General features: G+C 57.8%; 11 protein-coding genes. 3 read left to right on the top strand and 8 right to left on the bottom strand.

All coding sequences use genetic code 11. From position 1 onward, the window contains the following. Window positions 1–89 precede the first annotated feature (89 nt). The 6 genes from NI000_RS24665 to argC all read right to left on the bottom strand — a co-directional run bounded on the left by NI000_RS24665 (window position 90) and on the right by argC (window position 6,784). Window positions 90–1,328, bottom strand: a complete 1,239-nt coding sequence (locus NI000_RS24665; protein ID WP_253414043.1) for an argininosuccinate synthase — start codon at window positions 1,326–1,328, stop codon at window positions 90–92. A gap of 39 nt (window positions 1,329–1,367) precedes the next feature. Further along, window positions 1,368–2,324 carry an ornithine carbamoyltransferase gene (argF, locus tag NI000_RS24670; protein ID WP_054973343.1) on the bottom strand — a complete coding sequence of 319 codons (957 nt, stop codon included), beginning with the start codon at window positions 2,322–2,324 and terminating at the stop codon, window positions 1,368–1,370. Between the two features lie 37 nt (window positions 2,325–2,361). Then, window positions 2,362–3,552, bottom strand: a complete 1,191-nt coding sequence (locus NI000_RS24675) for an acetylornithine transaminase (RefSeq protein WP_253414044.1) — start codon at window positions 3,550–3,552, stop codon at window positions 2,362–2,364. Window positions 3,553–3,598: 46 nt separating this feature from the next. Continuing rightward, complete coding sequence (gene argB / locus NI000_RS24680; protein ID WP_253414045.1) at window positions 3,599–4,390, bottom strand: acetylglutamate kinase; 792 nt, start codon at window positions 4,388–4,390, stop codon at window positions 3,599–3,601. An 86-nt stretch (window positions 4,391–4,476) separates the two neighbouring features. Further along, entirely contained in the window at window positions 4,477–5,709 is a 1,233-nt protein-coding gene (gene argJ, locus NI000_RS24685) for a bifunctional glutamate N-acetyltransferase/amino-acid acetyltransferase ArgJ (protein ID WP_253414046.1), read from the bottom strand. A 25-nt stretch (window positions 5,710–5,734) separates the two neighbouring features. Then, window positions 5,735–6,784 carry an N-acetyl-gamma-glutamyl-phosphate reductase gene (gene argC, locus NI000_RS24690; RefSeq protein WP_253414047.1) on the bottom strand — a complete coding sequence of 350 codons (1,050 nt, stop codon included), beginning with the start codon at window positions 6,782–6,784 and terminating at the stop codon, window positions 5,735–5,737. 406 nt (window positions 6,785–7,190) lie between these two features. Here argC and NI000_RS24695 point away from each other — a divergent pair, with 406 nt between their 5' ends. The 3 genes from NI000_RS24695 to fdhD all read left to right on the top strand — a co-directional run bounded on the left by NI000_RS24695 (window position 7,191) and on the right by fdhD (window position 10,906). After that, window positions 7,191–7,550 (top strand): DUF2294 domain-containing protein, encoded by a 360-nt coding sequence (locus NI000_RS24695; RefSeq protein WP_253414048.1) that lies wholly within the window; start codon window positions 7,191–7,193, stop codon window positions 7,548–7,550. 195 nt (window positions 7,551–7,745) lie between these two features. Then, entirely contained in the window at window positions 7,746–10,097 is a 2,352-nt protein-coding gene (locus tag NI000_RS24700; RefSeq protein WP_253414049.1) for an FdhF/YdeP family oxidoreductase, read from the top strand. 5 nt (window positions 10,098–10,102) lie between these two features. Beyond that, window positions 10,103–10,906 carry a formate dehydrogenase accessory sulfurtransferase FdhD gene (fdhD, locus tag NI000_RS24705; protein WP_253414139.1) on the top strand — a complete coding sequence of 268 codons (804 nt, stop codon included), beginning with the start codon at window positions 10,103–10,105 and terminating at the stop codon, window positions 10,904–10,906. A gap of 157 nt (window positions 10,907–11,063) precedes the next feature. Here fdhD and NI000_RS24710 read toward each other — a convergent pair whose 3' ends face one another. Further along, on the bottom strand, window positions 11,064–11,951 hold the full coding sequence (locus NI000_RS24710) for a YitT family protein (protein ID WP_253414140.1): 888 nt from the start codon (window positions 11,949–11,951) through the stop codon (window positions 11,064–11,066). 181 nt (window positions 11,952–12,132) lie between these two features. Further along, window positions 12,133–13,261 (bottom strand): peptide chain release factor 2 gene (gene prfB, locus NI000_RS24715; RefSeq protein ID WP_253414141.1). Its coding sequence is split into 2 segments (ribosomal slippage): window positions 12,133–13,188 and window positions 13,190–13,261, totalling 1,128 coding nucleotides; the frame shifts between segments, so codons are not numbered across the junction. Between the last annotated feature and the right edge of the window lie 37 nt (window positions 13,262–13,298).

Consider the following 13,298-nt stretch of genomic DNA (forward strand, 5'->3'; position numbering starts at 1 on the left):
TACAAAGTCTTAGGGCTTCCCGCTGACGGAAAACCCTAAGGCTCGAAGTGTTACAGGCTGATGATGGCCGGCTTCCCGCCTGCCGCCATTTATTTTGCCGCGTTCTGCTCGACACCGGAAGCGACGCGCAAACGCAGCGCGTTCAAACGGATGAAGCCTGTCGCATCGCCTTGGTTGTACGCTTGCGTCGGATCGGCTTCCATCGTTGCAATGTGCGGGTTGTACAAGCTGACCGGGCTTTTCACGCCGGCGGCGATCACGTTGCCTTTGTACAGCTTGAGGCGGACCGTGCCGCTCACGTTTTTCTGGCTCTCGGTGACGAGCGCCTGCAGCGCAAGCCGCTCCGGAGCGAACCAGAAGCCGTTGTACACAAGCGAGCTGTAACGCGAGATGAGCGAGTCGCGCAGATGCATGACTTCGCGGTCCATCGTGAGCGATTCCATCTTGCGGTGAGCGGAGAACAGAATGGCGCCGCCCGGGGTTTCGTACACACCGCGGCTCTTCATGCCGACGAAGCGGTTCTCCACCATATCGACGCGGCCGATCCCGTGCTTGCCGCCCAGCTCGTTCAGCTTCTCCATGACCTGCAGCGGAATCATACGCTCGCCGTTTACGGCCACGCAATTCCCCTGCTCAAACTCCAGCTCGACATATTCTGCTTGGTCCGGAGCATCCTCCGGGTCCACGCTCAGCAGGTACATGTCTTTGTTCTCCGGTGCGCTCGCGTCGAACCACGGATCTTCGAGTACGCCGCTCTCATAGCTGATGTGCAGCAGATTGCGGTCCATCGAGTACGGCTTGGCCGCCGAAGCGGTGACCGGAATGCCGTGCTTCTCGGCGTAAGCAATCATCTCGGCCCGGCCCGGGAACTGCTCGCGGAACTGCTCCAGACGCCAAGGCGCGATGACCTCGATCTCCGGCGTTAAGGCCGCAGCCGTCAGCTCGAAGCGGATTTGGTCGTTGCCCTTGCCCGTAGCGCCGTGAGCGATCGCCGTAGCGCCTTCCGCGCGCGCGATTTCGACCATGCGCTTCGCGATCAGCGGCCGCGCGATGCTGGTGCCGAGCAGATACTGCCCTTCATAGAGCGCACCCGACTGGAACATCGGATAAATGAAATCGCGGGCGAATTCTTCACGCAGGTCGTCGATGTATACTTTGGAGGCACCGGTGTTCAGCGCTTTCTCCTCCAAGCCGTCCAGCTCTTCCTTTTGTCCGATATCCGCGGTAAACGCGATGATCTCGGCATCGTACGTTTCTTTCAGCCATTTCAGAATGATCGACGTATCGAGGCCGCCCGAGTAGGCCAATACGATTTTTTGCTTTGCCATGTAGTTCCCGCTCTCCTTTAATTGTAAGCTTTCCGAATATTACAAGATCGCTGCCATGACTGCTTTTTGCGCATGCAGCCGGTTTTCCGCCTGGTCGAAGATGACGGAGTTGGGTCCGTCGATGACCCCTTCGGACACTTCTTCCCCGCGGTGCGCCGGCAAGCAGTGCATGAACAGGAAGTCTTTTTTCGCATATTTCACGAGCTCGTCGTTGACCTGATAGTTTTTGAACGCGATTTCCCGTTCTTTCTGCTCCGCCTCGAAGCCCATGCTGGCCCATACGTCCGTATAAATGACGTCCGCGTCCGCCACCGCTTCTTTCGGGTCGGCTCCCACGTATATGGATGCCCCCGTTTTAGCGGCACTTTCATTGCATTGACGGAGCACTTCTTCGTCCGGCTCGTAGCCTTCCGGCGTCGCTACTGCGAAATTGACGCCAAGCTTGGCCGCGCCCATCAATAAGGAGTGTACCATATTATTCCCGTCACCGATATAGGCCACTTTGAGCCCTTGCAGACGGCCTTTTTTCTCATAAATCGTCTGGTAATCCGCCAGCGCCTGGCACGGATGGGACAAGTCCGTCAATCCATTGATCACCGGTACCGTTGCCGCCCGTGCCAGCTCGATGACCGTGCGGTGCGCGAAGGTACGGATCATGATGCCGTCCAAATAACGCGACAGCGTCTGCGCCGTATCGTGAATCGATTCGCCGCGCCCGATTTGCAGGTCGTTCTTGCTAAGGAACAGCGCATGGCCCCCAAGCTGATACATCCCTACCTCAAACGATACCCGTGTCCGCGTGGACGATTTTTCGAAAATCATGCCGAGCGTTTTGCCTTTGAGCGGCTGGTACGCTTCCCCCGCTTTGTGCTTTCTCTTGAGCTCGACCGCGAGCTCGATCAAATATTGAATCTCTTCCGGCGCGTAGTCGACCAAGCCGATAAAATCGCGCCCTCTGAGCTGAACCGCCAAATCTTGTTGTACCGTTCCCGCCATGGATGTCTCTCCTTTCGGTATGCGTTTCTTTGTCAGCCTAGACAGCGGCTGCGGCTTTCTTCGCCAGTACGCTGCAGATCGTCTCCAGTCCGCGATCCAAATCTTCCTTCGAGATCAACAAGCTCGGCGCCAAACGGATCACGTTCGGTCCTGCCGATACGACGAGCACGCCCTGCCCGTGAATTTCCGAGATCAGCTCCGCCGCCGGCACGGTCAAACCGATGCCGATCAGCAGCCCGAGCCCGCGGATCTGTCCTACAAGCGGATTGTCTGCCAGCTTCGTTTTCAGCTCGTTCATAATGTAATTGCCCAGCTCCGCCGCCCGCTCCGGCAGCTTCTCCGCCAGCATCGTCTCCACGGTCGCAATACCCGCCGCGGTGGACAAGTAGTTCCCGCCGAAGGTGGAGCCGTGACTTCCTGCCGTGAACGCTTCGCGCAGCTTCGCTTTGCCGAGCAGCGCGCCGATCGGCATGCCGCTGCCCAGCCCTTTGGCCAGTGTGAACAAATCCGGCTCGATGCCGTAATGCTCATAAGCAAACAGCTTGCCCGTGCGTCCCATTCCGGTCTGGATCTCGTCCAGGATGAACAGCAGCCCGTACTGCTTGCACAGCTCCGCCACCCGCTTCACGAACGCAGGGTCCGCCGGATTGACGCCGCCTTCGCCTTGCACCAGCTCGAGCATAATCGCGCACGTCCGGTCGCCGATCAGCTTCTCCAAAGCATCCGCGTCGTTGTACGGCGCGTAGACAAAGCCTTCCGGCAGCGGCGCGAAGCCCTCTTTCACTTTATCCTGTCCCGTTGCCGTCAGCGTAGCCAGCGTCCGGCCGTGGAACGACATGTCGAAGGTAATAATCTCGTAGCGCTGCGGCTGGCCGAGCACCTTGTTGAAATAGCGCCGCGCCAGCTTGATCGCCGCTTCGTTCGCCTCCGCGCCGCTGTTGCAGAAAAACACCGCATCGGCGCAGCTGTTTTCCACGAGAAGCTGAGCGAGCTTCTCCTGGTTCGGAATGTGGAACAAATTGCTCGTATGCCAGAGCGTATCGACCTGCTCCTTGAGCCGCTGAGTCACCTGCTTCGGCGCATGCCCGAGGTTCGTCACCGCCAGCCCGCACATCAAATCCAGATACTCCTTGCCCTGCTCATCCCACAGACGGCTGCCATCCCCCTTCACAAACGTAAAAGGATACCGTGCGTAGTTCGGAAACAATGCGCTTTGAGCCTCTCCCATGTCGTTCACTCCTTTGTCTCGGATCGTTTTTGGATAATGCCCCCAATTATTCCTTCACAATGCGGGTGCCGATTCCGCCGTCCTTCAGCGCCCGGCTGAGCACTTCCGGCTCTGCGCCGTTGACGATGACGACTTCGCGCACCTTGCCTTGAATACACTGTACCGCCGCGCGTACTTTCGGGATCATGCCGCCGTAAATTTCGCCGCTGGCGATCATTTCGTCGATCTCACGGACGGTGACCGAAGGCAAAACACGCTTCTCGCCGTCCACGGTCTTCATAATGCCGGGCACGTCCGTCACGACGATCATCCGCTCCACGCCCAGATGCGAAGCGACCGCGCCGGCCGCCGTATCCGCGTTGATGTTGTAGCGTTGGCCGCCGTCGGCCCCGATGCCGACCGGCGCGATAACAGGGATGTAGCCCATCGCCACGATGCCCTGCACGAGCTCCGCATTCACCTGCGTTACATCGCCGACAAGTCCGATCTCGTGCGCGTTCGCCACCGGCGACGCCTCAATCAGATGACCGTCGACGCCGGATAAGCCAAGCGCTTTCGCCCCGGAAAGCTGGATTTTGCGGACGATTTCTTTGTTAATTTGTCCAGCCAGCACCATTTCGACCACATCGAGGACGGCTTCGTTCGTTTTGCGAAGGCCGTTCACGAATTCGGACTCAATGCCCAACTTGCCAAGCGTGTCCGAGATCGCCGGACCGCCGCCGTGCACGATGACGGGAATGATGCCTTCCGACTGCAGCCGCTTCAAATCGTCGAAAAAAAGCTTCGGCAGCGCCGCAAGCGTACTGCCGCCGCATTTCATCACAAAACAATTGCTCATCCGAACCGTTCCCCTTTATCGTTTCACCGGTCTGCAACACGGGGGTTGCGGGTGGTTTGTTTTCGCCTTATTTGCCGCGCTTCAAACTACGTCCGGTACGCCGCGTTGATTCGCACGTAATCATAGGTCAAATCGCAGCCCCACGCCGTCGCTGACGCTTCGCCCATATGCAGGTCGACATGGATGAGCACGAAATCGCCCTTCAAGTATTCCGCAGCCCGCTCCTCGTCGAACTTCACCGGACGCGATTGCTTCAGCACGACAATATCGCCGAGGCGGATGTCGACGGTTTCCGTCTTCACCGGATACCCCGCTCGGCCGACCGCCGCAATGATGCGTCCCCAGTTGGCATCGGCGCCGAAGCAAGCGGATTTCACCAAGCTCGAGCCGATGACCGTCTTCGCAATCGCCCGTGCCGCTTCACGCGAATCCGCATTCGCCACAGTGACCTCGATTAGTTTCGTCGCGCCTTCACCGTCCCGCGCAATCGCCTTGGCCAAGTACTCACCGACATGGTTGAACGCAGCCTTGAATGCCGCCCAGTCCGCATGCTCCGGCGTCAAGCGCTCGTTCTCCGCCAGTCCGCTGGCCATGACGACGACCATGTCGTTCGTGCTCGTGTCGCCGTCGACCGTAATCATGTTGAACGTCGAATCGGTGACGTCGTTCAGCAGCTTTTGCAGCTCGGCGCTTTCGATGTTCGCGTCGGTCGTCATAAACCCGAGCATCGTCGCCATGTTCGGATGGATCATACCCGATCCCTTCGCCGCCCCGGCAATGTGCACGGTACGTCCGCCCACCGTTACGCGGACGCAAATTTCTTTTTTGACCAGATCGGTCGTTAAAATCGCCTGGCAGAAGTCGTCCCCGCCGTCCGCGCTGACCGCCGCCGGAAGCTTCTCGATGCCTCCGAGCACCTTCGGCATCGGCAGCAGCTCGCCGATCACGCCTGTGGACGTCACGCCGACCAAATGCTCGGCTACGCCGAACGCTTGGGCGCCTGCCGCACGCATCGCGCGCGCATCGTCTTCGCCCTTCTGGCCCGTGCAGGCATTGGCGTTGCCGCTGTTCACCAGCATCGCCTGCAGCTTGCCGCCCTGCGCAATGCTCTCTTGCGTCACCTTCAGGGGAGCCGCCTGAAACTGGTTCAGCGTATAGACGCCTGCCGCTTCTGCGGGCACCTCGCACACAATGACGCCGAGATCGTGGCGCTCCGTTTTTTTCAATCCGCAGTGCAGCCCACCCGCACGAAATCCTTTGGGCGTCGTCACGGAGCCGTCCGGCACTATCGTAAACGCATCGTTAACTTTTGTCGCCATCACTTTCCTCACCTGTTCCCTTACGTTATGGATATACCGGAGTGAAAGCGAGACCCGTCGCTTCATCCCAGCCCATCATCAAATTCAAGTTTTGAACGGCTTGCCCGGCCGCCCCTTTGACTACATTATCAATAACCGACACGATCGTCAGGCGCCCCGTGCGCGAATCGAGCGACAGCCCGATATCGCAGTAGTTCGAGCCCCAAACTTCCTTCGTCGCCGGGTATTTCCCCTTGTCCCGGATGCGCACGAACTTGCGTCCCTCATAATATTGACGGTACAGCTCGCGAATATCATCCTCGCTCCGCGGGCTTTTGAGATTCACATAAATCGTAGAAAGTATGCCGCGCGTCATCGGCACCAAATGCGTCGTGAACGTCATCACGACTTCTTCCCCGGCAAGCCGGCTCAGCGCCTGCTCGATCTCCGGCGTATGCTGGTGCTTGTTCACTTTATAAGCCAAGAAGTTTTCGTTGATCTCCGAATAGTGCACGAGCAGGCTGAGACCGCGTCCCGCACCCGATACGCCCGACTTCGCGTCCGCAATGATCGATTTCGGATCGATCCAGCCGCTTGCGGCAAGCGGCGCCAGACCAAGCAGCGTTGCCGTCGGATAGCAGCCCGGGTTGGAAACGAAATCCTTCCCTCGCACTTCTTCTCCGAACACCTCGCACAGCCCGTAAACGGCTCTCTTCAAATATTCCGGATCGGCCGGCTTATGCTTATACCACGTCTCGTATACGTCACCCGATTGCAGGCGGAAATCGCCCGAAATATCGATGACCTTCAGTCCGGCATCCAGCAGCTTCGGCGACAGCTCGGTGCTGACCCCGTGCGGCGTTGCCAGGAAGACGACGTCCGCTTTGCTTCGGATCAGCTCGACATCGACCGCATCCAGCCGGTCCGTCAAAATTTGATTCAAATGCGGATAGCCGTCCGCAATTGGGGCTCCGGCGCTCGAGGAGGAAATTACCGAGGTAATCTCCACATTCGGATGCGCCAGCAAAAGCCGGATTAGCTCTACCCCGCCGTAGCCGGTTGATCCGACGATCGCCGCTCTTAATTTTGTAGTCATGTTCCGTCCCTCCACTTGCAAACTATGTATTATTATACATTCTGAAGCATAATAATTCAACGAAATTTTTCCCTTATTCGTTGCCCGGCCCCGCTGTCCGCCCGGGTGAAAGCTCGCTGCCGCCAAGCGTTTATCATTGCATCGGAGCCTAACTTTCCCCCCCATCGTATCTTACTCTGTACACGCAGGCAAGCGTATATATTACCCCGGACCGGACCCTTGAACTGAAGCTTCCCCCATGATAAAATTTATAAGAAAAGCTACTTATCGAAGTCTTTTCGAGGAAGATACATTCGTGTTTTAGTGGAAGCTTTTCTTGCGATATAGAATTCAATCAGCTCCGCTGATAACTTATAAATTCTATATCTATAAAGCAAAAACGTCGCCGTAAACGGAGTTGTTCCGAATGAATAAAGTAGAGGCCGAATTCGGCAATCTGGTGAAAGCGTTTCGCAAACGCCATATGGGCAAAGGCCCTCGAGAGATACGCACGACGTTCTGCAAGCATTGGGCCATCTGCGAGATGGAGGGCAACCTGTCCCCCGTCGAGAAATTCATCGCTTCCGCCGCCGACGGGAAGCAGGCGCTGCGTTCGGCACGCACCGAGATGGTTAAGGAAATGTACCGTTTGCACCGGCCGGTAGAAATGGAAGAGCTGCTCGGCGCGAACTTCGTTGATCTGTTCGTAGATATCGACCTCGATAAAGATATCGGCATGAGTATATTCGTATTTGACGAAAATATTGAAAAGAAATTCAGCACTTAGCCAATTTGCACAGCAAGCGCACGATTTCCCCCGCACTACCAATTGCATATGTGCCGTTGGCACTTGGCAGCGAACCTGCTCAAGACTAACCGCCGCAACAGATCCGCTCTCGTCTTCCGCAACCGTTCGGAAATCGGGAGCTGTATCTTTGCGGCTTTTTTTATCCCATTTTCACGAAAAGGTGGTCTTCTCTCTATGGGTACTACGAAACATACCGGGCGCATCTCGCTCCCTTCCCGCCCCGATCCGTCGCTGTGGGTCAGCAAGGTGCCGTTCGGCCTGAACCGGATCAAGCCGCGGCATATCCGCGATACGTTCAAAGCATTCTGGGACAACCGCGACCAACTCCCCTACGCGGCCCGCATCTTGACTCAGGGCGTGTGCGACGGCTGCGCGCTTGGCGTCTCCGGGCTATACGATCAGACGCTGAACGGCCCGCACCTATGCACCACCCGGCTCAACGTGCTGCGGCTGAACACGATGCCGGCGATCCGGGAAGAAGTGCTGCATGCGGATATCGACGAGCTGCGCCGGCTGGACAGCACCGCGCTGCGCAAGCTCGGCCGGCTGCCGTATCCGCTTATCCGCCGCAAAGGCGAGCGCCGGTTCAGCCGGATCACGTGGGATGAAGCCCTGAACGAAATTGCCGCCAAAATCCGCAGCATCGATCCCAAGCAGCTCGCCTTCTATTTGACGGCGCGCGGCATCACGAACGAATCGTATTACACCGCGGCCAAGGTAGCGCGGTTTCTTGGGACGAATCATATCGACAACGCATCCCGCATCTGCCATTCTCCATCTAAAACGGCGTTGAAACGGTCCGTCGGGATCGGAGCTTCGAGCTGCAGCTACAAAGACTGGATCGGCACGGACGTGCTCGTCTTCTGGGGCAGCGTGGCGGCGAACAACCAGCCGGTGTCAACGAAGTACATGTACGCGGCCAAGCGGAAAGGGACGAAAATCATCGTCATCAACCCGTATTATGAGCCGTCCATGGATCAATACTGGATTCCGTCGATAGCGGAATCGGCTTTGTTCGGCACAAAGCTGACCGACGACTTCTATCAAGTTCATATCGGCGGGGATATCGCTTTTATGAACGGCGTCATGAAGCATTGGTTCGAGATGGAATATGCCGATCCAGGCTCCGCCGTCGATCACGAGTTCGTACAGGCGCATACGAACGGCTATGAAGAGCTGCGGACCCACGTGATGCGCCAGGACTGGACGCTGCTCGAATCGTCGTCGGGCCTGTCCCGCGAGCGCATGGGAGAATTCGCCCGGATGCTCGCTGCCGCCAAATCGGCCGTGTTCATATGGAGCATGGGGCTGACGCAGCACCGCTTCGGCACCGACAATATTTCGCAGGTGGCTAATCTGGCCTTGCTGCGCGGGTTTTTGGGCCGCGAGCATTGCGGCCTGATGCCGATCCGCGGCCACAGCGGCGTGCAGGGCTCGGGCGAGATGGGAGCCGATCCGTTCAGCCTGCCGGGCGGCGAGTTCAAAGGTGGCGATATCGAGCGCATCGAGCGGCTGTGGAACTTTCCCCTGCCGAAATGGCAGGGGGACATCGTCGGCGTATCGCTGGAAAATGCGCTGCTGCCGGAAGATCACGAGCGGAAACTGAAGGTATTTTACACGTCCGGTGGCAACTTTCTCGAAACAATGCCGGACCCGGAATTTGTGGAGCGCTGCCTCGCCCATGTCGAGCTCCGCGTGCATCAGGATATTATTCTGAACACGTCGACTCTGGTCGATGCGAAAGAAACGGTCATCGTCCTCCCTGCCATGACCCGCTATGAGCAGCCTGGCGGAGGGACGTCCACCTCAACGGAGCGAATGGTGTATTTCTCGCCGGAGATCGAAGGGCCCCGAATGCCGGAAGCCCGCGCGGAATGGGCCATCTACGTCGATCTCGCCGCCCGCGTCAAACCGGAAGCGAAGCACTTGGTCGGCTGCGAAGACGCCTTCGCGATCCGCGAGGAAATTGCTCTGGCCGCGCCAAATTACGACGGCATTCAGCATTTGCGCCATCGCGGCGACGTGTTTCAGTGGGGCGGCGCCTGGCTCTGCGAGGGCGGCATCTGTCCGACACCGGATGGCCGGGGGACGCTGCTGCCGATTGAGCTGCCCGAGCTGCGTAAGCCCGAGGGGCATTTTTACGTGACGACCCGCCGGGGCAAGCAGTTCAATTCCATGGTCTACAGCGAGACTGATCCGTTCAACGGTGCAGACCGGTACGATGTACTGATGAACGAGCTGGATGGGCGGACGATTCAGCTTCGGGAAGGCGACGCCATCGTCGTCTACAACCGGTACGGAGCGTTTCACGGCCGGGTAAAATGGGAACGTATCAAGGAAGGCAATATCGAAGTCCATTGGCCGGAGGGGAACGTGCTGATCCCGAAAGGGGTATATGAACCGTTCGCAGGCATTCCGGAATACAATACGACAGTCATCGTGGAGAAAGCGGAGACCTATCACGCCTTCAAGGATACGAAGTACGTGGAACGGCGCATTGAAGAGCTGGAGACGGAAAGCGGGTGAGGTCGATGGATGAGGATCGTCCGGTGGAGAGCCGGACCGTCTGGCATTATGACGGGGAAAAGCTTCAAGCCCAGAACGATCGGATCGCTTCGGAAAGGCCTTTTACTTTGGAGCTCGACGGAAAGGAGTTTGCTACCATCGTCTGCACTCCGACCGATCTGGAAGATTTGACGTTCGGCTTTCTCGCCTCCGAAGGCGTCATCCGAACGGCTGCCGAGGTGATCGGTCTCGCCGTCGATCCTCGCCGCGGCTTGGCCCAAGTCCGCCTGCTCCATCCGGAGCGAGGCCGCAGCCTGGACCATTCCAAGCGGTTCATCGGCTCATGCTGCGGCAAAGGCCGCCAGTTTTATTTTCGCAGCGATGTCCGGACAGCCAAGACCATCATGTCGCGGCGGACGATTACTCCGGCTCAATGTATCGTCTTGATCCGGCAGCTGCAGGACGGCTCAGAGCTGTTTCGCGAAACGGGCGGGGTGCATAACGCCGCCCTCTGCTCCCCGGATCGCCTGCTCGTCTGCCGCACGGACATCGGCCGACACAACGCGCTCGACAAGGTGTTCGGCCACTGCTTGCGCGAGCGCTTATCGATGAAAGACAAAGTCGTCGCATTCAGCGGGCGCGTCAGCTCGGAGGTACTGATCAAAACATCCAAAATGGGCGTCGGCACGCTGCTTTCCAAGTCTGCGCCGACCGATCTCGCGCTCGAGCTTGCCGACGAGTTGGGCATTACCGTTGTCGGCTTTATCCGCGGCAGCTCGTTCAATGTCTATTCACACCCGGAGAGAATTTCAGAGTCATCCGGCAGTTAGCCGCTCAAGCGTCTCTCCCATTAGGCATTATGCTGCGGGGTGCCAGGCACTGCCGCCTTCCATTCGCCCCCCAGCCTCTCACCGTACCTTGTTTGTAACAGTCACCTATGGAGCGGCTGCGCGCGGCCAACCCGCCCGCAGCCCTCTTCTCCCTTTCCTAGGGCCCTGCTCCGGAACCCATCAGCTTGAACCCTTCCCCTAACACTTCGTTCGTATCGCTCAGGATCACAAAAGCCTCCGGGTCCAGCTTCCGGACCAGCGTTTTCAACCGGGTCACTTCCGTTTGCCCGACCACAACCATCAATACCGTACGGCTTTGGCCGGTATACCCGCCTTTGGCTTCCAGCTCCGTCAGCCCCCGGTCCAACTCATACAAAATCGCTTCTCTTATTGCGTCCGATACTGACGAGACGATAAACGCTACTTTAGAGTAATTTAATCCGATTTGCACGACACTGATTGTTTTGCTTGTCACAAACAACCCGATGAGTGCGTACATTGCTTTTTCCGGGGACAGCACGATCCCCGCCGATAAAATAACCAGCCCGTCCAGCATCGCAACGCACAGTCCGAGGCTAATGCCGGTGTATCGGTGGACAAGCTGCGCGGCCAAATCCAAGCCCCCTGTCGACCCCCTGCCGCGAAACACAAGCCCCAATCCCATCCCGATGAGGATGCCGCCGTAAATACTGGCAAGCAATAAATTGCTCGTCAAGGAAGGGAGCCCGCGCATCAGCAGAACCATCAAGGGGAGCACCACTGACCCGACCGCCGTTTTGACGCCGAACTGCCTTCCCAGCAGCAAAGTACCGGCAAAAAACAACGGGATGTTCAGGGCCCATTGGGTATAGGCCGGCTCGAAGCCGAATAGCGTTTGCACAATGATGCTGATGCCCGTCACCCCGCCCGATGCAACCTGATTCGGGCTCAAAAATACATTAAAGCTGACTGCAATCAGGAGCGAACCGAGGAGCAGAAGACCGTATTCCTTAAGCAATCCCTGCCAGCGGGGCAGGGCAGCTGCTTCCTGCCCCTTCCATCCCATTCGTCTGCCCGATCTTCCGGTGCCTTCGATTACCGACATCCGCTCTCCCCCTGCATATAAAAAAAACTACACGCCAGTTTCGGCTTCTTCCCTGGCCGAGCCAAAACTCCTTCGGGAGTTGGCGATGCCAGCGGAATACGAAGCCGCTACTAACGTGTAGGATGAGCTTGCCTGTTTAATTTTATGATGCGCCGTTTTCTTTATCCGGCTTATTGATTTGCTGGCGCAAATAGGCGTCGATAAATGCATCCAAATCGCCGTCCATCACTGCGCCGACATTGCCTGTTTCCTCTTGGGTCCGATGATCCTTGACCATGCTGTAAGGATGGAATACGTACGAGCGGATCTGGCTACCCCAAGCGATGTCGGATACTTCGCCGCGGATTTCCGCGAGCTGCTTTTGCTGTTCCTCGATTTTTTTCTCGTACAGCTTGGACCGGAGCATTTTCATTGCGCGCTCGCGGTTCTTAATCTGCGAACGCTCCGTCTGGCAGCTGACGACGACGCCCGTCGGAAGGTGGGTAATCCGTACCGCCGAGTCCGTCGTATTGATGTGCTGGCCGCCCGCTCCGCTGGAGCGGTACGTATCGACCTTGAGATCCTCCGTACGGATCTCGATTTCCACGTCGTCGTCAATTTCTGGCATGACGTCGCACGAGACGAACGACGTATGGCGGCGCCCCGACGCGTCGAACGGAGAGATGCGCACCAAGCGGTGCACCCCTTTTTCCGCCTTCAAATAGCCGTAAGCGTTATACCCTTTAATAAGCAGCGTCACGCTTTTCACACCGGCCTCATCGCCCGGCAGATAGTCGAGCACCTCGACCTTGAAGTCGCGCTGCTCGGCCCAGCGACGGTACATGCGCAGCAGCATCTCCGCCCAGTCCTGCGATTCCGTACCGCCCGCGCCCGGATGCAGCTCCAGAATCGCATTCAGACGATCGTACGGCTGGCTGAGCAGCAGCTGCAGCTCAAAGTTTTCCAGCTTCTTGACGAGGGAAGCGATCCCGGCCTCAATCTCGCCCGCCATGCTATCGTCCTGCTCCTCCTGTATGAGCTGAGCCATAACCTCGAGATCGTCGTATTCCGACGCTAACGCCTGGAACTCGTCGACTACGCTTTTGACCCCGTTCGCTTCTCCAATCAGCTTCTGCGCCCGTTCGTTATCGTCCCAAAAATCCGGCGCCGACATCTTCTCTTCATAATCCGCGATCTGCTCAAGCTTCAGATCTAAGTCAAAGAGACCCCCTGAGCTCAGCCAATCGCTTGGCCGTTTCTTGCAAATCCCGCTTTACATCCGCTTCTAACATCATTCAGCACCTCTATCCGTTAATTTTGTACCCTGTT

Source organism: Paenibacillus tyrphae, from assembly GCF_024158745.1.
Classification (GTDB): Bacteria; Bacillota; Bacilli; order Paenibacillales; family NBRC-103111; genus Paenibacillus_G; species Paenibacillus_G tyrfis_A.

Coding starts and splice junctions, on each gene's coding strand:
- NI000_RS24665 (WP_253414043.1), bottom strand. CDS start 1,328: ATGGCAAAGCAAAAAATCGTATTGGCCTACTCGGGCGGCCTCGATACG.
- argF (WP_054973343.1), bottom strand. CDS start 2,324: ATGGCGGGAACGGTACAACAAGATTTGGCGGTTCAGCTCAGAGGGCGC.
- NI000_RS24675 (WP_253414044.1), bottom strand. CDS start 3,552: ATGGGAGAGGCTCAAAGCGCATTGTTTCCGAACTACGCACGGTATCCT.
- argB (WP_253414045.1), bottom strand. CDS start 4,390: ATGAGCAATTGTTTTGTGATGAAATGCGGCGGCAGTACGCTTGCGGCG.
- argJ (WP_253414046.1), bottom strand. CDS start 5,709: ATGGCGACAAAAGTTAACGATGCGTTTACGATAGTGCCGGACGGCTCC.
- argC (WP_253414047.1), bottom strand. CDS start 6,784: ATGACTACAAAATTAAGAGCGGCGATCGTCGGATCAACCGGCTACGGC.
- NI000_RS24695 (WP_253414048.1), top strand. CDS start 7,191: ATGAATAAAGTAGAGGCCGAATTCGGCAATCTGGTGAAAGCGTTTCGC.
- NI000_RS24700 (WP_253414049.1), top strand. CDS start 7,746: ATGGGTACTACGAAACATACCGGGCGCATCTCGCTCCCTTCCCGCCCC.
- fdhD (WP_253414139.1), top strand. CDS start 10,103: ATGGATGAGGATCGTCCGGTGGAGAGCCGGACCGTCTGGCATTATGAC.
- NI000_RS24710 (WP_253414140.1), bottom strand. CDS start 11,951: ATGGGATGGAAGGGGCAGGAAGCAGCTGCCCTGCCCCGCTGGCAGGGA.